Origin of the sequence: Streptomyces sp. NBC_01214 (assembly GCF_026340975.1) — a bacterium.
In the GTDB taxonomy this organism is placed as follows: domain Bacteria; phylum Actinomycetota; class Actinomycetes; order Streptomycetales; family Streptomycetaceae; genus Streptomyces.
This window is the reverse complement of sequence record NZ_JAPEOS010000001.1, coordinates 1606958-1626749: the sequence shown is the minus strand read 5'-3', so window position 1 is coordinate 1626749 and position 19792 is coordinate 1606958. Positions and strand designations below refer to the sequence as shown.

The window sequence follows — 19792 nt, the reverse complement described above, 5'->3', positions numbered from 1 at the left end:
CCCGGGCCCGGCACCTTTCCCGCGCCTGGCTTCCGTCAGGATGTGTGAAACGTATAAGCAACCTCATTGGGGGACGCGGGATGAGCTACAACCAGCCAGGGCCCTACGGGCAGCAGCCCCAGCAGCCGGGACCGTACGGGCAGCAGCCCCCGCCGCCGCCCGGCCCCTACGGCCAGCCCGCCCCCCAGCCCAACCCGTACGGTCAGCCCGCGGCCCCGCAGCCCGGTTACGGCTACCCGCAGCAGCCGGGCGTCCCCCCGCAGGGCTACCCCCAGCAGCCCCCGACGCCGGCGTACGGCTACCCGCAGCAGCAGGCCCCGTACGGCGGCCAGCCCCCGAAGAAGTCCAAGGCCGGCGTGATCATCGGCGCGGTCGTCGCGGTCGCGCTGATCGCGGGCGGCGGCTGGTACTTCCTGGGCGGCGGCACGGACGGCGACGTCTCCGCGGACACCAAGGGCTACAAGCTGGTCGCCCCGGAGTCGGTGGACGACTTCAAGAAGGACCCGGCATACAAAGAGCCGCCCTTCAGCGACCAGGACAAGAAGGAGGCCGAGGCCGGCGGCGTCAAGAACCCGTCCCGGGTCGGCATGACCTACACAGCCGGCGACCCGAAGAACCCGCTGACGGGCAAGGGCCTCAACTTCAAGGGCCTCTACGGCGAGATCGCCGACCCGGAGAAGGCGGTGGACGGCTACTTCGCCCTGGCCAAGGTGAACGCGGCGAAGGACGGCAAGTCCGACGTCCAACTGATCGGCAGCCCCAAGGCGATGACGCCGACCGGCTTCAAGGGCGCCGTGATGAAGTGCCAGGAAGCGAAGCTCACCGTCAAGGACACGTCGACCAAGGGTCCCAAGGAGTTCACCCTCCCGATGTGCATCTGGGGCGACTACAGCACCCTGACCATGGTCACCGCCACGGATGTGGCCTCCGTGTTCGCGAACAAGCCCGGCTACACGCTGGAACAGACCGCGGAGCTGGCCGCGAAGCTTTACAACACCGCCCGCGTCAAGAGCTGATCAATCCGGGTAGGCGTGGGGCATCATGCATGCCCCACGCCATCCTTCCCGGACTTCAGGCGAGTTGGTAACAGGCCGTAGAGGCGTCGTTCTGCTTCACGCCGAGGTTCACCAAAGCCATGAAGCAGGCATGCCGATTCATGCCCGACAAATCCCAGGCGGCGGCATGATCACATGCATCCTGCACCCGCGGACCCACCGTGTAGCCCACGTTGCGCAGGTAGACCTGGCAGTCCGCCGACGAGGCCGACGCGGGCGAGGCGGCCACCAGAGGCAGGGCGGCTGCCGCGAATGTCGACACCAGGACACCGACCGCGCGCTTCTTCTTCATTCCTCGTCCCTCCGTGGAAAGTTCGACATACGGAGTTGATCAAGGAAATCGACCCAAGGCATCACAGATCGAATACAGGGCCGATTATCGACCAAGATGGTCCGGAATGCGAGGAGGGGCGTCAGGCCATCGGCCTGACGCCCCTCCTCAATCCCTTGGCTGCTAGGCCGACTTCTCGTGCGGGCCCTGGTCCTTCGGGACGATCCGGGGGACCAGCGTCGGGTTGACGTTGGAACGGACCACCTCCGAGGTGATGACCACGCGGGCCACGTCCTTGCGGGACGGGACCTCGTACATCACCGACATCAGGACCTCTTCCATGATGGCGCGCAGGCCGCGCGCGCCCGTCTGGCGGAGGATCGCCTGGTCCGCGATGGCCTCGAGCGCCTCGCGCTCGAAGTCCAGCTCCACGCCATCGAGTTCGAACAGCCGCTGGTACTGCTTGACCAGCGCGTTCCGCGGCTCGATCAGGATCTGGAGCAGGGCCTCACGGTCCAGGTTGTGCACGGAGGTCAGCACGGGCAGGCGGCCGATGAACTCGGGGATCATCCCGAACTTCACCAGGTCCTCCGGCATGACCTCCTGGAACTGGTCGCTGGCCTCGATCTCGCGCTTCGAGCGGATCGTCGCCCCGAAGCCGATGCCCTTGGCACCCGCACGCGACTCGATGATCTTCTCGAGGCCGGCGAAGGCGCCGCCCACGATGAAGAGCACGTTCGTCGTGTCGATCTGGATGAACTCCTGGTGCGGGTGCTTCCGGCCGCCCTGCGGCGGTACGGAGGCGGTCGTGCCTTCCAGGATCTTCAGGAGGGCCTGCTGCACGCCTTCGCCGCTCACGTCGCGCGTGATCGACGGGTTCTCGCTCTTGCGGGCCACCTTGTCGATCTCGTCGATGTAGATGATCCCGGTCTCGGCCTTCTTGACGTCGTAGTCGGCGGCCTGGATCAGCTTCAGCAGGATGTTCTCGACGTCCTCGCCGACGTACCCGGCCTCCGTCAGCGCCGTCGCGTCGGCGATGGCGAAGGGGACGTTCAGCATGCGGGCGAGCGTCTGCGCGAGCAGCGTCTTGCCCGAGCCCGTGGGGCCCAGCAGCAGGATGTTGGACTTGGCGAGCTCGATCGCGTCGTCCCGGCCCTGCGCGCCGCCGTTCTCGCCGGCCTGCACGCGCTTGTAGTGGTTGTAGACCGCTACGGAGAGGGCCTTCTTCGCCGGCTCCTGGCCGACGACGTAGCTCTCCAGGAACTCGTAGATCTCACGGGGCTTGGGGAGTTCCTCCCACCGGACCTCGGAGGTCTCCGCGAGCTCCTCTTCAATGATCTCGTTGCAGAGGTCGATGCACTCGTCGCAGATGTAAACACCGGGTCCTGCGATGAGCTTCTTCACCTGCTTCTGGCTCTTTCCGCAGAACGAGCACTTGAGCAGATCGCCGCCGTCACCGATGCGTGCCACGAGGTGCTTCCCCTTCGCCTGGGAGACGCCTGGTTCAGCGCTCCTGGTGCCTCATATCCGACGGTACCTTGCCGGGGGCCCCGTGCGGGGCCCCCTTGACGTGGTTCACATCGCTGAATCCGACGATGTGCCCGCGTCAACTGGCGGCAAGGATCAGTGGGAGTTCTTGCGGGTCGAGACGATCTGGTCGATCAGGCCGTACGCCAGGGCGTCCTCGGCCGTCAGGATCTTGTCGCGCTCGATGTCGTCGCGGATCTTCTCGATCGGCGTCGTCGAGTGCTTGGCCAGCATGGTCTCCAGCTGGTCGCGCATGCGCAGGATCTCGTTGGCCGCGATCTCCAGGTCGGAGAGCTGCTCGCGGCCGGTGCCACCGGAGGGCTGGTGGATCAGCACGCGGGCGTTCGGCAGGGCCATGCGCTTGCCGGGGGTACCGGCGGCCAGCAGGACCGCGGCGGCGGAGGCCGCCTGGCCCATGCAGACCGTCTGGATGTCCGGCTTCACGAACTGCATCGTGTCGTAGATCGCCGTCAGCGCGGTGAAGGAGCCACCGGGGCTGTTGATGTAGATGGAGATGTCGCGGTCCGGGTCCATCGACTCCAGGCACAGCAGCTGCGCCATGACGTCATTGGCCGACGCGTCGTCGATCTGCACGCCGAGGAAGATCACGCGCTCCTCGAAGAGCTTCGCGTACGGGTCGTACTCGCGCACGCCCTGCGAGGTGCGCTCGACGAAGCGCGGGATGACGTAGCGGTTGTCCACCTGCGGGCCGGTGTAGAGGCCGCTCGCGGAGAAGTTGTTCTGCATCTGGGTGTTCACCATCCTGGTGGCGTTCTGCGGGCTGTCGGCTGCTGGGTACTGACGGTGGTTACCGGGATCAGGCCCCGGTGCCGCCGCCGCCCGGAACGTTGGACGCGGCCGAGATGATCTCGTCGATGAGGCCGTACTCCTTGGCCTCCTCGGAGGTGAACCAGCGGTCGCGGTCACCGTCGCGGATGATCGCCTCGACGGTCTGGCCCGAGTGGAACGCGGTGATCTCGGCCATCCGCTGCTTGGTGCGCAGCAGGTACTGGGCCTGGATCTTGATGTCCGACGCGGTGCCGCCGATGCCGGCGGAGCCCTGGTGCATCAGGATGTCGGTGTTCGGCAGGGCGAAGCGCTTGCCCTTGGCGCCACCGGTGAGCAGGAACTGGCCCATCGAGGCCGCCATGCCCATGCCGATGGTGACGACGTCGTTGGGGATGTACTGCATGGTGTCGTAGACGGCCATGCCGGCCGTCACGGAGCCACCGGGGCTGTTGATGTAGAGGTAGATGTCCTTCTCCGGCTCGGCGGCCAGGAGGAGGAGCTGCGCGGTGATCTTGTTGGCGATGTCGTCGTCGACCTGCTGGCCGAGGAAGATGATGCGCTCGCCGAGCAGCCGGTTGTAGACATGGTCGCCGAGGCCGCCACCGATGGACGGCTCACCCGCGGCGTAAGGCTTCAGATTCGTCACGTATCCACCTGCTCGTCTCCGACGGCCATGTGCCGTCTCAGCGTCTCGTTCTGGGGTCCGGTCCGGCCGGAGCGGACGGGTCCGCCGGCGCCCGGGTACTCACGTGCCCTCGTATTCATGGACCCTAACGCGCAGGTAGGACAACGCCATCCCGCTTCCCGAACTGTTCGCTCGGAGCGCAAGCTCCGGCGGCCTTACGGGGCCCATACCGAAGGGCCCGGACACGACTGCGTCCGGGCCCTTCGGGGCACTGCTCAGTGGGCTTCGCCCGGGGTGTTACTTGGCCTCTTCGTCCTTGACCTCGTCGTCACCGTCGACGGCGGCCAGGGCGGTCTCGGCGGCCTGCTCCTCGTCCTCGTCGGACAGGTCCACGACCTCACCGTTGGTGTCGACGACCTTGGCGGCCTCGACGACGACCGCGAGGGCCTTGCCGCGGGCGACCTCGCCGACCAGCATCGGAACCTGGCCACCCTCGACCACGGCCTGGGCGAACTGGTCGGGGGACATGCCGGAGGAAGCGGCGCGGCGCATGAGGTGCTCGGTGAGCTCCTCCTGGTTGACGCCCAGCTTCTCCTTGTTGACCAGCGCGTCGAGGACGAACTGGGTCTTGATGCCCTTGATCGCCTGCTCGGAGGTCTCGGCGTCGAACTCCTCGACCGTCTTGCCCTGGAACTCCAGGTACTTCTCGATGGTCAGACCCATCTGGCCGAGCTGGTGGTGCTCCAGGTTGTGCTTGCGGGTCTGGACCTCGTCCGCGAGGAGCTTCTCGGGGATCGGGACCTCGACGAGCTCCAGCAGCTTCTCCAGGACGCGCTCCTGGGCCTGCGTGGCCTGGTCGTACTGCTTCATGTTCTCGAGGCGCTTGCGGCTGTCGGCCTTGAGGTCCTCGATGGTGTCGAACTCGCTCGCGAGCTGCGCGAACTCGTCGTCCAGCGCCGGGAGCTCCTTGGCGGAGACCTTGGTGACCTTGACGGTGACCTCGGCGTCCTTGCCCTCGGCGGAGCCGCCCTTCAGCTGCGAGGTGAAGGTGGCCTCGCCGCCGGCCTCCAGGCCGGTGACGGCCTCGTCGATGCCCTCGAGGAGCTCGCCCGAGCCGATGGTGTAGGAGACGTCGGAGGCGACGCCGTCGGGCAGCACCTCGCCGTCGACCTTGGCCTCGAGGTCGATGGTGACGACGTCACCCTCGGCGGCGGCGCGCTCGACGTCCGTGGTGGACGCGAAGCGGCCGCGCAGCTGCTCGACGGACTTCTCGACGTCCTCGTCCGAGACCTCGATGGCGTCGACCTCGACCTCGATGCCGGAGAAGTCCGGGATCTCGATCTCGGGACGAACGTCGACCTCGGCCGTGAAGGCGAGGACCTCGCCGTCCTTCAGCTCGGTGATGTCCACGTCCGGCTGGCCCAGCGGGTTCAGGTCGGCCTCGTTGACGGCCTCGGTGTAGAACTTCGGGAGCGCGTCGTTGACGGCCTCCTCCAGCACCGCACCGCGGCCGAAGCGCTGGTCGATGACGCGGGCCGGGATCTTGCCCTTGCGGAAGCCCTTCACCGTGACCTGCTGGTTGATCTTCTTGTACGCCGCGTCGAGGCTGTCCTTGAGCTCCTCGAAGGGCACCTCAACAGTGAGCCGAACCCGAGTCGGGTTCAGGGTCTCCACGGCGCTCTTCACGGTTCGGTCTCCTTGTGGCTGACTGCTGGGGATTCTGCCGTCGCGCTGTGATTCAGCGGTTCAGCGGACTTCGGCCCGGTACATCAGACACACGGGCACGCAGCTTGCATAGTAACCGCAAGCGGCAATCAGCCCACAACGCGATCTTGTGGAGACACTGCTGCTGGTCGGGGTGGCCGGATTCGAACCGACGACCTTCCGCTCCCAAAGCGGACGCGCTACCAAGCTGCGCCACACCCCGTCGGTGCGACACGTAGGGTACATGCCCGGAGACACTCTGATGCGCGGGGTTTCCGAAGGCATTTCGGGCGGACCTCCGCCACGACGCCGAATGTGGTGTGCACCCACCGGGAGCGACCCGCTAGGATGCTGTCCGTGCCGAGGTCCCCGGACCTGCGGCGCGCGCATTGCGGGTGTAGCTCAATGGTAGAGCACTAGTCTTCCAAACTAGCTACGCGGGTTCGATTCCCGTCACCCGCTCAGAAGTACGAAGGGCCAGGTCAGAGGAGGTTTCCTCAACCTGGCCCTCCGTCGTTCCCGGGGCCGTGATCAGCTCCGCGTGCCGCCTGCGTGCCCCCTGCGTGCCCGCTGCGTGCCCGCTGGGGCGGTGGATCCTCCTTCGCGCCGGTGGCGGCCTTTCGGCCCTTCTCCACGAGCCCGATCGGCGCTCGCGTGCGGTGCTGTGACCCATGTGCGTCATCAACTCCCGCGTACTGGCGCCCGTTGACGCGGCGAGCGTGTTGCCCGTGTGTGCCGAAGATCATGAAAGTGCACCCCCTCGGCCCGACGAAGACACGCCCTGCGGGTGCAGGTCGGCGGGGCGGGGCGTCAGTCGTGTGGGTGCAGGGCCATGGGCTTGGCGGCCTCCTCCAGGTCGCCCGCGGCGCACAGCTCGACGAGTTCGGCCACGTCCGTCCGGAGGGTGCCGAGGGTGTCCCGCCGTCGGTGAACACCTCGTACTCGATGTTGCCGAGCATCAACAGGATGGGAAAGCGTGCGGGACTGCGGGCTGTCAGTGATCGGGCATACCGTCTGGCCCGTGACGAACAGACCCCCTGAGAACTGGCGTGCCTACATGGCCGAGACGGCCCGCGAGGTGGCGGCCGGGACCTTGCCCCCGGAGTGCGCCGGCGTGGCGGATCTCTACCCCGAGTCGTTGCTGCGGGCGACGGACGCAGCCCTGGAAGCGTTCGAAGACGAAGTGCACGCACTGCGGGAGCCGTCCGACGAGGCTGTCTTCGGGACGGTTGAGCGAGTGGCTCTCGCACTCAACGCAGTCAACCGGGACAAACAGCATGGTGGCCCTCACTTCTGCACGGAAGAGCGGGAGCAACTGTGCGAATACATCGACCTCACCCTGAGCGGGCACGGTGTGGACGTCGCCGCTCTGGCCGCGAGGCGGGGCATCGATCGGGCGGCGATCACAGACCGCTGGCGCGACTGGTGAGGCCCCTGTCCGCGCCGGACGCGTGCCAGGTAGGGCCGGGGGGAACAGCGATCAACGACGGCTGTCAGAGCGAGCCTCCAGGCGCTCTCTGCCGCCCGTTTGCTCGGGCCGGCGCCCGGAATGGGGTGCCGAGCATGTCGAGCGGCCCTCCCAGATGCCCCCGGTGCGGTCAGCCGATGAGGAGCCGCGGTCTCGCCCTCTTCACGCGTGAGGACGACGGGCGGCAGATCTGGTGGCATGGGGCGGATCGGCCGGACGAGCCCGTGGAGCTCTGTCCGACCCCGCACCTCTTCGACGGGTGACGGTGCCGGGCTGCTGCGTGCCGCCGTCCGACCACCTTGCCGCTGTGACCGGCGGGTTTCGCTCCGGTCCCTCAGCTGCCGCTCAGTGGCGATCCCCATGCGGGATCGTGGCGCGGTCTTCTCGTCAGGTGGGCGAGCAGATGCTGCGCCGTGCTGAAGGCGGTCTCTTGCGGCGCTCCCACGGAAGTCAGGGCGGCGCTGAGCCTTGCCGGCGCCGACTCCGACACGTCGGAGTCGGTGAGGAGGGGAAGGAGCAGCAGGAGGCGGGCGGCCGTGTCCTCGACGCCTTCGGCCGCGGAGGGCGGGCTGTCGGCGAGGCGGACCAGTTCGTGCCACGTCAGCCCGGTCCCCGAAAGGTCTCCCCGGCCCGGATGGGTGAGGAGGTAGTCGGTGCCGTAGTCGCCGACCAAGTTGCGGTAGATCACCACGACTCCGGGACCGTTTTCAGCCGGTACCCGGAACACCGGCCAGCCTTCGGGATCGAAGAGGACCTCGGACAGGGCATCCGCATCGGCGCCGTCATCGCCGAACCACTCCGGAACGGGACGCACAGGGCTCGCCCCCTCGCCACACATCTCCATGAGGTGGTTCGACCAGAAGCCCGGCCGGGCCAGCAGTGGCTCGCCCGCAACCAGCGGGCCGTCGTCGTATCCCTTGAGCAGCACCCCTGGATGCTGTCACCAGCCACTGACACGCCCCCTCCGAGCTCGGCGGAGCGCAGGGGATGTTCATCACCGTCTTCCGTGAGGAAGACCGTGTAGATCCATGACCTGTCGCCACCGACGTCCCCCAGGGCTCAGCGGGCCGTGCCCCTTCTTCGCCCGCGCCGAGCGGGCTCGGTGCGCGGCCTAGTCCGCGCCACCGCCACCGCCGCCACCGCCGCCCCCGCCGCAGCTGAAGCCGCCGTCCGCGGCGTGGTGATCGGACTCGTTGTCGAGGGCTTTGCCCATGCGGCGCAGGGTGCGTCCGAGGCCGTCGGGGCCGGTGACGAGCAGTGCGTACCGGACGGGGCCCGGGTCGAGGAGCGCCGGGCCTTCCCGTACGTACGGGGGAAGGCTTCCCCCGGCTACTGTTGCCGCCAGGCGGCGGCGCCCCGCCCGGGTGGGCCGTCGGCGCCAGTTGCGCACGAGGCCGAGGAGGACGAGGCGGCGGGCGAGTTCGTCGACCTCGTCGCAGTGCCCGAGCGCCTCGAACACCTCGTGGACGCGCTTGCTCCGCGGGCAGGCGGCGATCACCGCGCGTTCGACCGGATGCTGCGGGAGTTCTGCACCGATGGTGCGTAGCCGAGCGGCCTGCAGGGACAGGGTCCCGCGCTCGACGAGCGAGATGATCGCGCTCTCCACGACCCGCCGCTCGCCACCGGCGAGGTAGGCGTACTCGTACAGATCGAGTGCCTCTCCCCCGCTGACCGCTGCCGTCTGGTGGTGCTCCCTTGCCATACCGTCTCCCCCGGCTGGACGCCCTGTGCCGCATGGTGTCCCGGAGTTGACGGTTCCGGCCCGCCTTCAGCCGTACTCAGAGCTTCTTCTGAGCCTTTGCGGCTTCCTGGGCTGCCGGGATGGACGCGGAACGGGCGGCGAGGGTCGCCGGGACGGCGCCTGCCGGCGCCTGACGACGCCGTGCGCGGGGGTCAGAGCTTGATGTTCGCGATCATCGTCGCGAGGGAGTTCAAGAAACGATTCACGTCGTCAGCGATCGAGCTGGACGCGAGGAAGAAGCCGAAGAGCGCCGCGACGATGGCGGGGCCCGTCTTGATGTGGTTGCCGCGGATCAGCACCACCAGGATGACCGCCAACAGAACCACCACTGACAGCGAAATGGCCACTACTGATCACACCTTCGGTCGTCCCCTGGTCGGCCCGGGGCGCACGGCCAGGCACACCCCCACATGGACCATCCTCCCACCAACGGGCCTTGGCTATACGCCCCGTGCCGAACAGCCGTCGTTCCGTTTCCGCCAACCACATGTGCGACACGAATATTTCGGGCGCGGTGCACGGGTCACGGGGTGGCGAGGCCGAGGAGGGAACGGATATTCGCATACTTTGCGGACAGCCTCTCGCGCGTGGGACCGTCCAGCACGGAGAGGCGTACGGGGTCCGCGTTGTGCGCGAGGTCGGCCTCCTTGATGAGCAGGGCGCCCGGGGTGGCCAGGATGCGGGCCGCGTACTGCTCGACCGGCTCGTCCGGGCGTTTGGTGACCGCGAGGACCATGTCCTTCACCGTCTGCGGGAGGGCCGCAGCGTCCAGCCAGGTGAGGCTGAGGGCCTCGTCCTCGATGGCGTCGTGGAGCCAGGCCGCCGCCTGTTGTTCGGCGTTGCCTCCGCGCAGCCGCACGCCCTCGGCCACGGCCGCGAGGTGTTCGGCGTACGGCCGACCGGCCTTGTCGGTCTGGCCCTCGTGCGCGCTGCGCGCCAGGGACTCGACCTCGATCAGAGTCAGGGGGCTGTTGGTCATGCGATCTCCCTTGCCGCTGCGCCGAGTGCCTCCGCTGCCCGGCGTACGTCCGCTTGCGTGGTACGCCAGTTGGAGAACGCGGCACGCAGGGCGGCGGTTCCCCCGTAGACGGTGGGAGTGACGAACACCTCGGTGGCCACCGCCTCCCGCAGGGCGGTGAGGCGCTCCGGGGTGGGGGCCTCGGCGAGGGTGAAGCAGACGACGTTCAGGCGGACCGGGGCGAGGACGGTGAAGGCGGGGTCCGCCTCCAGGGCGGCGCCCAGCGCGCGGGCGCAGGCGATGTCGCGTTCGACGATCTCCCGGTGGCCCTGGCGGCCGTACGCGCGGAGCGTGAACCAGGCGGCGAGGGCGCGCAGCCGGTGGGAGTTCTCGGGGGTGAGGTGGACGAGGTCGGGGTGGTCGCCGAGGGGGCCGAGGTAAGCGGCGGAGTTCTGGAAGACGCGGGCCTGCAGGTCGCGCCGGCGGGTGAACTGCACGGCGCTGTCGTAGGGGACGTTGAGCCATTTGTGCAGGTCGACGCAGACGGAGTCGGAGGCGTCGAGGCCGTCGACGAGGTGCGCGTGCTCCGCGGAGAGCGCGGCGAAGGCTCCGAACGCGGCGTCGGTGTGCAGCCAGAAGTCGTGGCGCTCGCGCAGGGTTTCGATCGCCCGGAGGTCGTCGAAGTCGACGGTGTTGACGGTGCCCGCGTTGGCGACGACCACGGCCGGCCCCGGGGTGTCCGCCAGCGCGCGCTCCAGGGCGGCGGGGTCGACGGCCTCGCGGCCGGGCAGGGTGGGCACCCGCACCAGGGAGTTGCGGCCGAGGCCCAGCACCGAGAGGGCCTTGGCGATCGAGGAGTGCGGGGCGCCGGAGAGCACGCGGACCGGGCCGAGGGCCGCCGCACCGTCCTCGGCCGGGGACACGCCGAGGCGTTCGCCGAGCCATTCGCGCGCGATGGCGAGGCCGGTGGTGTTGGACATGGTGGCGCCGGAGACGAAGGTGCCGGAGTGGGCGGCGGTCAGGCCGAACAGGTCTCGGAGCCAACCGACGGTCTCGCGTTCGAGGTCCTGTCCGCCGCCGTCGAGGGCGGAGTTGGAGTTCTGGTCGTGGACGGCGGTGAGCCAGTCCCCGGCGAGGGCGGCGGGGGTGGCACCTCCCGTGACGAAGCCGAGGTAGCGCGGTCCCGCGGAGGCCGACAGCCGCGGCTCCCAGCGGTCGCGGAAGGCGGCGAGCGCGGCGTCCGTGCCGGTGGCGCGCTCCGGGAGGGGCTCGGGGTCGTGCGGTTTTCCGGCGGGCGGTACGACGGGACGCGCGTCCAGGGTGGCGAGCGCGTCGGCGGCGGCGTCGCGGGTGGCGTCGAGGAGTTCGGGGAGCCGGGCGAGATCGGCGGCGAGCGTGCGGTCCATGGGGGCACGTTAGGCGCGGCCGGGGCCGAGGGGGCGGGCCAATCCACGGGAACTGGCCCGCGCGGCGTCGTAGGCTCGCCGGATGATCGCAAAACGGTGGTGGGGGCGAGGAATACCGGGCCTGGTCACGGCGGGAGCTCTGGCGGGGGTGCTGGCGGGGGCGGCCGGATGTTCGATGCCGCCGGCCCCGAGGGCGGCTCCGGGGCCCACCGCGGTGAGCGTGCCGGCGAAGCCCGCGCCCGTCCGGAGTGCGCCCTCGACACCGCCCGCCACGGTGGAACCCTGCCCCGAGGGCGGGGTCCGGCTCGTCGAGATGGAGGGCAACGCGGCCATGGGGCTGCGGGTGGCGAGCTTCCAGCTGGTCAACTGCGGTGCGCAGCCGTACGTACTGGAGGGCTACCCGCAGCTGTCGCTGCGCGACGACCGCAACGATCCGCTGGAGGTCGCGGTGGAGCACGGGTCGGCGGGGATCACCACGGGCACGCCGAACCTGGACGAGGCGCCGCGGCCGGTGACGCTGGCCCCGGGACAGGCGGCCCTCTTCGGGATCGTGTGGCGCAACCTCGTCACCGAGTCGGCGACGCCGGCCGTGACGGCGCGGATCGTGGAGGTCGAGCCCCGGCCCGGCGCCCCCCAGCTGTGGCTGCGGCTCGAGGCACCGGTGGACCTCGGGAACACCGGGAAGCTCGGGCTCGGGCCGTGGCAGCCGTTGGTCCGCTGAGCCTCAGGCGGCGGCGACAGCACCGGCTGCTACAGCACCGGCGGCCGGAGCGCGGCGGGCGGTGAGTGCGGTCATCCGGGCCGCGACGGCGGCCGCGGAGCTGCGCGGCAGCCGGTCCGCGATCAGGCCGTCGGCGAGGAAGAGCACCTGGTCGGCGTGGGCGGCGGCGGCCGGGTCGTGGGTGACCATGACGACGGTGGCGCGCAGGGAGTCGACGGCGTCCCGGAGCAGCCCGAGGACCTCCGCCGCGGTGGTGGTGTCGAGCGCGCCGGTGGGTTCGTCGGCGAAGACCACGTCGGGTCGGGTGACGAGGGCCCGGGCGATGGCCACGCGCTGCTGCTGGCCGCCGGACAGCTCGGCCGGGCGGCGGCCGCCCTTGCCCTCCAGACCGACGCGGGCGAGCAGCTCGGCGGCGCGGGCCCGGCCCTCGTGCGCGCGGCGGCCGCCGGCGAGCCGCATCGGGAGCAGTACGTTCTGCTCGACGGTGAGGGACGGCAGCAGGTTGAAGGCTTGGAAGACGAAGCCGAGGCGGCTGCGGCGGAGTTCGGTGAGCTCGTTCTCGTTCATCGCCGTGATCTCGGTTCCGCCGAGCCGAACGGATCCCTCGGTGGGCAGGTCGAGTCCGGCGGCGCACTGCAGGAAGGTCGATTTGCCGGAGCCGGAGGGTCCCATGACGGCGGTGAAGCTGCCGCGCGGCAGGCTGAGGTCGATCCCGCGCAGCGCGTGTACGGCGGAGCCCCCGCGTCCGTAGGCCCGCCGTACGCCGCGCAGCTCGACGGCGGCCGCGGTGTCGGACGGCTCCCGTGCGGCCTGCCGGTGCTGCTCGTGCTGCTCGTGCTGGCCGTGCTGGCCGTGCTGCCGCTTGCTCCGTCGGAGCCCCGTGGTGTGCCGCCTCTCGCCGCCGTCCTGCTCGTGGCTCCGACGCTACGGATCATGGTGGGGCGGCGGCCATGACGCCGCCCGGCGGACCGGTGGTGGGGCAAGCCCCACCCCGCGGTCAGGCGGAGCGGCGGATGAGCAGCAGCGCGCGGTCGTCGTTGACGTTCTTGGCGACCTTCTCGATCAGGTGCCAGGCCGCGCCGTCCCATCCGGCGGCGACGTAGCGGTCGGCCTCGCCGGTGAGGCGGTCCATGCCCTCGCTGATCTCCCGGTCGGAGGTCTCGACGAGGCCGTCGGTGAAGAGCATCAGGACGTCGCCGGGGCGCAGGTTGCCGCGGGCGGGGATGAATTCGGCGCCGTCGTAGACGCCGAGGAGCGGGCCCTCGCCGGACTTCTCCTGCCAGCGGCCGGTGCCCGCCGAGAGCTGGAGGGCGGGGAGGTGGCCGGCCGAGAGGAGCTCGTAGTCGCCGGTCTCCAGGTCCAGGACGAGGTGGATGGAGGTGGCGAAGCCCTCGTCCCAATCCTGGCGGAGCAGGTAGCCGTTGGCGGCGGGCAGGAAGCCGTGGGCGGGCAGCGCGCCGAGCAGTCCGCCGAAGGCGCCGGAGAGCAGCAGGGCCCGGGAGCCGGCTTCCATGCCCTTGCCGGAGACGTCGGTCAGGACGATCTCCAGGGTCCGGCCGCCGTTGGTGCGGGCCGCGACCACGAAGTCGCCGGAGAAGGACTGGCCGCCGGCCGGGCGCAGCGCCATCTCGCGGTGCCAGCCGCGCGGCAGGGCGGGCAGTTTGCTCTGCACCCGGATGCGTTCGCGCAGGTCGAAGAGCATGGTGCCGCCGCGCCGCCAGGGCACGCCGACGCGGCTGCGGAACTGGGCGATGACCAGGCCGAAGAACCCGCAGGCCGCGACCACGAGCACGGTGCCGGGGGTGACCCTGGCCGGTCCCTGGGTATAGGGGCCGAGTACGAGGGCCTCGACGATCAGCGCGGTCGCGGAGGCGGCGTACAGGGCGAGGAGGCTGGCGGGGCGCAGCAGGAGGCCGCCGGCCACGATCGGCAGGACGAGGGCCGAGGGCGAGAACCAGACGGGCAGCATCAGCGTGCCGCAGGCGATCGCGGGCACGGTGAGCAGCAGGCCACCGAAGGCGAGCCAGTCGGAGGCGTCGCCGCGGAAGTAGTCGACGGCTGATTTGCGCAGGGCTGTGCGGCACCGGTGCGACAGCATGCGCATCCGGGCCATGAGGGGTTCCACTCGTGCTCCGGCCATTGCTTCGGGACCCTATCCATCCTGACTGTGGATGCGCAGGGGTACCCCCGGACCTGGGGCTCGGGGCGCCCGAAAACTCTTCGACTGCGACGGAGTGGCCGGGTGAGGATGGCGGTATGGATCTTGAGATGCGCGTTTTGCAACGAGACGAGTGGGATGTCTGGTTCGATCATCTAGAACTGGCTTTCGGTGGCGTGGCCGAGCCCCCGGAGGGCCGGACGCTGTTCCGGGCCCTGACGGAGCCGGACCGTGCGCTCGGGGTCTGGCAGGGCGAGACGTGCGTCGGCTCGGCGGCGGCCTTCAGCTTCCGCCTCTCGGTGCAGGGTGGCGCACTGGTTCCCGCGGCCGCGGTGACCTTCGTGGGAGTCGCGCCGACGCACCGTCGTCGCGGCATCCTCGGCTCTCTGATGCGGCGCCAGCTGGACGACGTCCGGGCGGCCGGTGAGCCGCTCGCCGTACTGACGGCCTCCGACCCGGCGATCTACGGGCGCTTCGGGTACGGGCTGGCGACCTACTCCATGTCCCTGGAGATCGACACGACGCGCGTGCGGCTCGAGGTGCCGCCCGGGACGGACGCGGTGCGGCTGCGGCTCGCCGACCCGGAGAAGTCGCTGGCCGCCTGCGAGCGGGTGTACGCCGACCTGGTGACCCGGCGGCCCGGGGCGCCGGCCCGGCAGCCCGGCTGGGAGCGGATGGCCATCACGGATCCGCCCGGGGAGCGGGGAGGCGCCTCCCCGCTGATGTGCGTGGTGGCGGAACGGGCGGACGGCGAGGTCGCCGGGTACGCCCGCTACCGGGTCAAACCGGACTGGAACTCGTCGGGTTCGGACGGGACGGTCCAGGTCGAGGCCCTCGACGCACTGGATCCGGCGACTACGGCGGCGCTGTGGCGCTACCTGTTCTCCATCGACCTGACGTGGACCGTACGGGCCGCCAAGCGCCCGGTGGACGACCCGCTGCTGCACCTGGTCAGCGACGTCAGGCGGTCGAAGCCGGCCATGCGCGACTCGCTCCACGTGCGCCTGGTGGACCTGCCGGCGGCCCTGGAGGCGCGCTCGTACCGGTCCGCGATGGACGTGGTCGTGGAGGTCGAGGACGCGTTCTGTCCGTGGAACGAGGGGCGGTGGCGGCTGGTCGCGGACGCCGAGGGCGCCGCCCGGTGCACCCGCACCGCGGAGCCGGCGGACCTGGAGCTGTCGGTCCGGGAGCTGGGTTCCGCGTATCTGGGCGGGATCACCCTCACCTCGCTGGCCGCGGCGGGCCGGGTACGGGAGCTGCGCCCGGGAGCTCTCGCGGAGGCCTCGCGCGCCTTCGCGGGCGACGTGGCGCCCTGGCTGCCGCACGGCTTCTAGGAACGGCGCGACCGAACGCCCCGGCGGCGCGGTGACCCGGCGGCCCAGTGACCCGGTGACCCGGTGACCGCGTCAGCGGGGCTGGCAGCCGGGGCACCAGAAGAGGTTGCGGGCGGCGAGGTCGGCGGTGCGGATCTCGCCGCCGCAGATGTGGCAGGGCATGTTCGCCCGCCGGTAGACGTACACCTCGCCGCCGTGGTCGTCGACGCGCGGCGGCCGGCCCATGGCCTCGGGCAGGTGCTCGTCGCGGACGGTGTCGATGCGGTTGTTGCGCACGCCCTCGCGCATCAGCGCGACCAGGTCGGCCCACATGGCGTCCCACTCGCCGCGGGTGAGGTCACGACCCGGGCGGTACGGGTCGACGCCGTGCCGGAAGAGGACCTCGGCGCGGTAGACGTTGCCGATGCCCGCGACGATCTTCTGGTCCATGAGCAGGGCGGCGACGGTGGTGCGGGAGCGGGAGATCCGGGCCCAGGCGCGGTCGGGGTCGTCGTCGGCGCGCAGCGGGTCCGGGCCGAGGCGGTCGTGTATCGCCTTCTTCTCGCCCTCGCCGATCAGTGCGCAGGCGGTGGGGCCGCGCAGGTCGGCGTAGTGGTCCTCGTTCAGCAGGCGCAGCCGGACGGTGTCCGTGGCGGGCGGGGCCGGGGCCGGGCCGAAGCCGAGCTTGCCGAACAGGCCGAGGTGGATGTGGATCCAGGCGTCGCCCAGTTCCAGGAAGAGGTGCTTGCCGTGCGCCTCGGCGCCGTCCAGCACGCGCCCGTCGAGCACGGCCGCGCTCTGCTCGAAGCGGCCCTGGGGGCTGCTGACGCGGACCGGCCGGCCGGCGAACCGCTCGGCGTGGTCCTGGGCGAGGCGGTGGATCGTATGCCCCTCGGGCACGGCGGAGCTCCTCGGAAAGAGAAACCGGCCGCACCGCCCCCGGGAAGGGGCGGCACGGCCGGAAGCGGGATCAGCCCTGCTGCGGGTGGTGGGCCGGGATCGGGGGGAGCTCGCCGGTGGTCTCGTAGGCGGAGAGCATGTCGATGCGGCGGGTGTGGCGCTCCTCGTCGGAGTACGGGGTCGCCAGGAAGGCCTCGATGAAGCTGACGGCCTCGTCCTGCGTGTGCATCCGGCCGCCGACGGAGATGACGTTGGCGTTGTTGTGCTCACGGCCGAGCTGGGCGGTCTGGACGCTCCAGGCCAGGATGGCGCGGACGCCCTTGACCTTGTTCGCGGCGATCTGCTCGCCGTTGCCGGAGCCACCGATCACGATGCCGAGGCTGCCGGCGTCGGCGGCGGTCTTCTCCGCTGCGCGGAGGCAGAACGGCGGGTAGTCGTCCACCGCGTCGTAGATGTGGGGCCCACAGTCGACGGGCTCGTGGCCGTTGTTCTTGAGCCAGTCCACGAGGTGGTTCTTGAGCTCAAAGCCGGCATGGTCGGATCCGAGGTACACGCGCATGGGACGAGTGTGGCACGAGGAGGCCCGACAGCCCGCAGCGGGTGTCGCGTAAGTCACTTCTAAAGCTCAAGTAAACCCAAAGAACGCAGATGGGACAGGGCGGCGCGGCGTCCTGGACGTTCACACCAAGGCAACGATCCGGATTGGGGTCTTCCGTCTCGCGTTCATCTCAGGTTTGAATGCCGGGGCTCGCAACCCGAGAACCTAAGGATCCGTCCATGAGCTCCACGACGACCCTTCAGAAGGAAGGCGGCCCCATCGGCAACCCCGGTGATGGCCAGCCCTCCGACGGTCTGAAGGCCGGTCTCAAGAACCGCCACCTGTCCATGATCGCCATCGGCGGCGTCATCGGCGCCGGCCTCTTCGTCGGTTCCGGTGGCGGCATCGCCAAGGCCGGCCCCGCCATCCTGATCTCCTACGCGCTGGTCGGCGCGATGGTGGTCTTCGTGATGCGGATGCTCGGCGAGATGGCCGCCGCCAGCCCGAACTCGGGCTCCTTCTCGGCCTACGCCGACCGCGCCCTCGGCCGCTGGGCGGGCTTCTCCATCGGCTGGCTCTACTGGTTCTTCTGGGTCGTCGTGCTCGCCGTGGAGGCCACCGCCGGTGCCGCCATCCTGGAGAACTGGATCCCGGCCGTCCCGCAGTGGGCCTGGGCGCTCATCGTGATGGCGGTGCTGACCGTCACCAACCTCGGCTCGGTCGCCTCCTACGGTGAGTTCGAGTTCTGGTTCGCGGGCATCAAGGTCGTCGCCATCGGCGCGTTCGTGATCGTCGGCATGCTCGCCGTCTTCGGCCTCCTGCCCGGCTCCGACAACCCGGGCGCGGGCTTCGCGCACCTCACCGACGCCGGCGGGTTCTTCCCCAACGGCTACGGCGCCGTCCTCACCGGTGTGCTGATGGTCGTCTTCTCCTTCATGGGCAGCGAGATCGTCACCCTGGCGGCCGGCGAGTCGGAGAACCCCCGCAAGGCGGTCACCCAGGCCACCAACTCCGTCATCTGGCGGATCGGCGTCTTCTACCTCGGCTCGATCTTCATCGTGCTGACCCTGCTCCCGTGGAACGACAAGTCGATCACCGAGAAGGGCTCGTACGTCGCCGCCCTGGACTCGATCGGCATCGCGCACGCCGGCACGATCATGGAGGTCATCGTTCTGACCGCCGTGCTGTCCTGCCTGAACTCGGGCCTCTACACCGCCTCCCGCATGGCCTTCTCGCTCGGTGAGCGCGGCGACGCCCCCAAGGCGTTCGCCAAGGTCAACAAGAACGGTGTGCCGGTCGCCGCGATCCTGGGCTCCACGGTCTTCGGCTTCGTCGCCGTCTACTTCAACTACGCCTTCAAGGACACGGTCTTCAACTTCCTCCTCAACTCCTCGGGTGCCATCGCGCTCTTCGTCTGGCTGGTGATCTGCTTCACCCAGCTGAAGATGCGCGGGATCCTGGTCCGCGAGGCCCCGGAGAAGCTGACCGTGAAGATGTGGCTGTTCCCGTGGCTGACCTGGGCCACCGCCGCACTGATCATGTTCGTGATCGGCTACATGTTCGTGGACGACGCCAACCGCGAGGTCGTCACCCTGTCCACCCTGGTGGCCGGTGTGGTCGTGCTCGTCGGCGTGGTCCTGGACGTCCGCCGCAAGAAGGCCCTGCAGGGCTGATCGCACGTGCACCTACGCCGGAGCCCGGCCCGCCTCGTGGAGGCGGGCCGGGCTCCGGTGCGTAGCGGGGGCGGCTCAGCCGCGGCGGCCGACCAGCTTCCAGGCGGCCGGCAGGGCGCCCATGGCCAGCGCGGCCTTGAGGGCGTCGCCGATCAGGAACGGGACCACGCCCTTCGCGACGGCCACGCCGAGGGACATCCCGGTGGCGGCCATCAGGTACGGCACGCCCACCGCGTAGATCACGGCCGAACCCAGCACCATCAGGCCGGCCGTGCGCAGCACCGAGCGGTCGCCGCCGCGCCGCGCGAGGGCGCCGACGACGGTGGCGGCGAGCAGCATGCCGAGCACGTAGCCGAAGGAAGCACCGCCCGCGCCGGAGGTCCCGCCCGCGAACCACGGCACGCCGGCCATGCCGACGAGGGCGTACAGCGCCAGCGCGAGGAAGCCGCGACGGGCACCGAACGCGGTGCCGACGAGCAGCGCGGCGAAGGTCTGGCCGGTGACGGGGACCGGGGAGCCGGGAACGGGAACCGCGATCTGGGCGGCGAGCCCCGTGAGCGCGGCGCCGCCGACGACGAGCGCGATGTCGCGGACGCGGCTCGCGGGCAGCAGATCGGCGAGGACGGCGCCGGGCCGGAGAGAGACGGAGGCAGTGCTCATCGGGAGGCTCCACGGGGTGGGGGTGGCGGGACGATCACCGACGCTAGTGCGCGCTCCGCCGCCGCCCCACCGCCGCCCGGGACAAAGCCGCACTCCCCACTTTGGTGGGGACTTCACAAACCCAACGCCCCACACCCGAGCCCGCGTGATCCTCGTCACGAGGAACATCAGACAGCACGTCCGTTTTGCACGGAAGACCGCCGCTCAGCGAGACTGTAGGATCCCGCCAATCCTGACGCGGGGCTCCCACCGCCACTGGGCCCGAACGAGAGTACGAGCACCCTT

The 19792-nt window shown here is 70.3% G+C and carries 21 protein-coding genes, 2 tRNA genes and 1 pseudogene; 7 read left to right on the top strand and 17 right to left on the bottom strand.

The window, feature by feature from the left end; translation table 11 throughout:
- Positions 1 to 80 precede the first annotated feature (80 nt).
- Complete coding sequence (locus OG594_RS07655) at positions 81 to 1016, top strand: hypothetical protein (RefSeq protein ID WP_266596497.1); 936 nt, start codon at positions 81 to 83, stop codon at positions 1014 to 1016.
- A gap of 55 nt (positions 1017 to 1071) precedes the next feature.
- Here OG594_RS07655 and OG594_RS07650 read toward each other — a convergent pair whose 3' ends face one another.
- The 6 genes from OG594_RS07650 to OG594_RS07625 all read right to left on the bottom strand — a co-directional run bounded on the left by OG594_RS07650 (position 1072) and on the right by OG594_RS07625 (position 6194).
- Positions 1072 to 1347: a hypothetical protein gene (locus OG594_RS07650; RefSeq protein WP_266596495.1), complete on the bottom strand. Its 276-nt coding sequence runs from the start codon at positions 1345 to 1347 to the stop codon at positions 1072 to 1074.
- A gap of 162 nt (positions 1348 to 1509) precedes the next feature.
- Positions 1510 to 2796 carry an ATP-dependent Clp protease ATP-binding subunit ClpX gene (gene clpX / locus OG594_RS07645; protein ID WP_030008569.1) on the bottom strand — a complete coding sequence of 429 codons (1287 nt, stop codon included), beginning with the start codon at positions 2794 to 2796 and terminating at the stop codon, positions 1510 to 1512.
- A gap of 153 nt (positions 2797 to 2949) precedes the next feature.
- Positions 2950 to 3615, bottom strand: a complete 666-nt coding sequence (locus OG594_RS07640) for an ATP-dependent Clp protease proteolytic subunit (protein ID WP_150257432.1) — start codon at positions 3613 to 3615, stop codon at positions 2950 to 2952.
- Between the two features lie 55 nt (positions 3616 to 3670).
- Positions 3671 to 4288, bottom strand: coding sequence for an ATP-dependent Clp protease proteolytic subunit (locus OG594_RS07635; protein WP_030649990.1), 618 nt, complete (start codon positions 4286 to 4288; stop codon positions 3671 to 3673).
- A gap of 276 nt (positions 4289 to 4564) precedes the next feature.
- Positions 4565 to 5953 carry a trigger factor gene (gene tig / locus OG594_RS07630; protein WP_266596492.1) on the bottom strand — a complete coding sequence of 463 codons (1389 nt, stop codon included), beginning with the start codon at positions 5951 to 5953 and terminating at the stop codon, positions 4565 to 4567.
- Positions 5954 to 6117: 164 nt separating this feature from the next.
- Positions 6118 to 6194, bottom strand: a tRNA-Pro gene (locus tag OG594_RS07625).
- Between the two features lie 168 nt (positions 6195 to 6362).
- On the opposite strand from OG594_RS07625, the gene OG594_RS07620 reads away from it, so the two are divergent.
- A tRNA-Gly gene (locus OG594_RS07620) sits at positions 6363 to 6433 on the top strand.
- Positions 6434 to 6623: 190 nt separating this feature from the next.
- Here the strand turns inward: OG594_RS07620 and OG594_RS07615 are convergent.
- Positions 6624 to 6727: pseudogene (locus OG594_RS07615) on the bottom strand (integrase); the annotation flags it as partial.
- A 265-nt stretch (positions 6728 to 6992) separates the two neighbouring features.
- Here OG594_RS07615 and OG594_RS07610 point away from each other — a divergent pair.
- Entirely contained in the window at positions 6993 to 7400 is a 408-nt protein-coding gene (locus OG594_RS07610; RefSeq protein WP_266596490.1) for a hypothetical protein, read from the top strand.
- A gap of 373 nt (positions 7401 to 7773) precedes the next feature.
- Here OG594_RS07610 and OG594_RS07605 read toward each other — a convergent pair whose 3' ends face one another.
- From OG594_RS07605 to OG594_RS07585, 5 genes are all read right to left on the bottom strand, one after another.
- Complete coding sequence (locus tag OG594_RS07605; protein ID WP_266596488.1) at positions 7774 to 8367, bottom strand: hypothetical protein; 594 nt, start codon at positions 8365 to 8367, stop codon at positions 7774 to 7776.
- A gap of 183 nt (positions 8368 to 8550) precedes the next feature.
- Positions 8551 to 9141, bottom strand: coding sequence for a TIGR04222 domain-containing membrane protein (locus OG594_RS07600; protein WP_266596486.1), 591 nt, complete (start codon positions 9139 to 9141; stop codon positions 8551 to 8553).
- 191 nt (positions 9142 to 9332) lie between these two features.
- On the bottom strand, positions 9333 to 9527 hold the full coding sequence (locus OG594_RS07595; RefSeq protein WP_030008564.1) for a membrane protein: 195 nt from the start codon (positions 9525 to 9527) through the stop codon (positions 9333 to 9335).
- Positions 9528 to 9703: 176 nt separating this feature from the next.
- Entirely contained in the window at positions 9704 to 10159 is a 456-nt protein-coding gene (locus OG594_RS07590; RefSeq protein WP_266596484.1) for an HD domain-containing protein, read from the bottom strand.
- The gene (locus OG594_RS07585; protein ID WP_266596482.1) at positions 10156 to 11544 is read right to left on the bottom strand and encodes a pyridoxal-dependent decarboxylase; all 1389 of its coding nucleotides are present in this window, start codon (positions 11542 to 11544) and stop codon (positions 10156 to 10158) included. Before OG594_RS07585 ends, OG594_RS07590 begins: the two co-directional genes overlap by 4 nt.
- Positions 11545 to 11626: 82 nt before the next feature.
- On the opposite strand from OG594_RS07585, the gene OG594_RS07580 reads away from it, so the two are divergent.
- Complete coding sequence (locus OG594_RS07580; RefSeq protein ID WP_266596481.1) at positions 11627 to 12265, top strand: DUF4232 domain-containing protein; 639 nt, start codon at positions 11627 to 11629, stop codon at positions 12263 to 12265.
- Between the two features lie 3 nt (positions 12266 to 12268).
- Here OG594_RS07580 and OG594_RS07575 read toward each other — a convergent pair whose 3' ends face one another.
- A complete protein-coding gene (locus tag OG594_RS07575) occupies positions 12269 to 13036 on the bottom strand; it encodes an ABC transporter ATP-binding protein (protein WP_266602699.1) in 768 nt (255 codons plus the stop codon).
- Between OG594_RS07575 and OG594_RS07570 the strand changes: the two genes are divergently transcribed.
- Entirely contained in the window at positions 12989 to 13219 is a 231-nt protein-coding gene (locus OG594_RS07570) for a hypothetical protein (protein WP_266596479.1), read from the top strand. The genes OG594_RS07575 and OG594_RS07570 overlap by 48 nt on opposite strands.
- A gap of 43 nt (positions 13220 to 13262) precedes the next feature.
- On the opposite strand, the gene OG594_RS07565 is transcribed toward OG594_RS07570, so the two are convergent.
- Entirely contained in the window at positions 13263 to 14405 is a 1143-nt protein-coding gene (locus tag OG594_RS07565) for a PP2C family protein-serine/threonine phosphatase (protein ID WP_266596477.1), read from the bottom strand.
- A 116-nt stretch (positions 14406 to 14521) separates the two neighbouring features.
- Between OG594_RS07565 and OG594_RS07560 the strand changes: the two genes are divergently transcribed.
- Entirely contained in the window at positions 14522 to 15757 is a 1236-nt protein-coding gene (locus OG594_RS07560) for a GNAT family N-acetyltransferase (RefSeq protein ID WP_266596474.1), read from the top strand.
- Positions 15758 to 15829: 72 nt separating this feature from the next.
- On the opposite strand, the gene OG594_RS07555 is transcribed toward OG594_RS07560, so the two are convergent.
- Complete coding sequence (locus OG594_RS07555) at positions 15830 to 16636, bottom strand: Fpg/Nei family DNA glycosylase (RefSeq protein ID WP_266596472.1); 807 nt, start codon at positions 16634 to 16636, stop codon at positions 15830 to 15832.
- A gap of 70 nt (positions 16637 to 16706) precedes the next feature.
- The gene (locus OG594_RS07550) at positions 16707 to 17195 is read right to left on the bottom strand and encodes a ribose-5-phosphate isomerase (RefSeq protein WP_266596470.1); all 489 of its coding nucleotides are present in this window, start codon (positions 17193 to 17195) and stop codon (positions 16707 to 16709) included.
- A 218-nt stretch (positions 17196 to 17413) separates the two neighbouring features.
- On the opposite strand from OG594_RS07550, the gene OG594_RS07545 reads away from it, so the two are divergent.
- Positions 17414 to 18847, top strand: coding sequence for an amino acid permease (locus OG594_RS07545; protein WP_266596468.1), 1434 nt, complete (start codon positions 17414 to 17416; stop codon positions 18845 to 18847).
- A gap of 75 nt (positions 18848 to 18922) precedes the next feature.
- Here the strand turns inward: OG594_RS07545 and OG594_RS07540 are convergent, their stop codons facing one another.
- Positions 18923 to 19507 (bottom strand): biotin transporter BioY, encoded by a 585-nt coding sequence (locus tag OG594_RS07540; RefSeq protein WP_266596466.1) that lies wholly within the window; start codon positions 19505 to 19507, stop codon positions 18923 to 18925.
- Between the last annotated feature and the right edge of the window lie 285 nt (positions 19508 to 19792).

Bases quoted from the DNA above. Each gene is read 5' to 3' on its own strand.
- OG594_RS07655 (WP_266596497.1), top strand. From the start codon at position 81: ATGAGCTACAACCAGCCAGGGCCCTACGGGCAGCAGCCCCAGCAGCCG.
- OG594_RS07650 (WP_266596495.1), bottom strand. From the start codon at position 1,347: ATGAAGAAGAAGCGCGCGGTCGGTGTCCTGGTGTCGACATTCGCGGCA.
- OG594_RS07640 (WP_150257432.1), bottom strand. From the start codon at position 3,615: ATGGTGAACACCCAGATGCAGAACAACTTCTCCGCGAGCGGCCTCTAC.
- OG594_RS07600 (WP_266596486.1), bottom strand. From the start codon at position 9,141: ATGGCAAGGGAGCACCACCAGACGGCAGCGGTCAGCGGGGGAGAGGCA.
- OG594_RS07590 (WP_266596484.1), bottom strand. From the start codon at position 10,159: ATGACCAACAGCCCCCTGACTCTGATCGAGGTCGAGTCCCTGGCGCGC.
- OG594_RS07585 (WP_266596482.1), bottom strand. From the start codon at position 11,544: ATGGACCGCACGCTCGCCGCCGATCTCGCCCGGCTCCCCGAACTCCTC.
- OG594_RS07580 (WP_266596481.1), top strand. From the start codon at position 11,627: ATGATCGCAAAACGGTGGTGGGGGCGAGGAATACCGGGCCTGGTCACG.
- OG594_RS07565 (WP_266596477.1), bottom strand. From the start codon at position 14,405: ATGGCCGGAGCACGAGTGGAACCCCTCATGGCCCGGATGCGCATGCTG.
- OG594_RS07560 (WP_266596474.1), top strand. From the start codon at position 14,522: ATGGATCTTGAGATGCGCGTTTTGCAACGAGACGAGTGGGATGTCTGG.
- OG594_RS07550 (WP_266596470.1), bottom strand. From the start codon at position 17,195: ATGCGCGTGTACCTCGGATCCGACCATGCCGGCTTTGAGCTCAAGAAC.
- OG594_RS07545 (WP_266596468.1), top strand. From the start codon at position 17,414: ATGAGCTCCACGACGACCCTTCAGAAGGAAGGCGGCCCCATCGGCAAC.
- OG594_RS07540 (WP_266596466.1), bottom strand. From the start codon at position 19,507: ATGAGCACTGCCTCCGTCTCTCTCCGGCCCGGCGCCGTCCTCGCCGAT.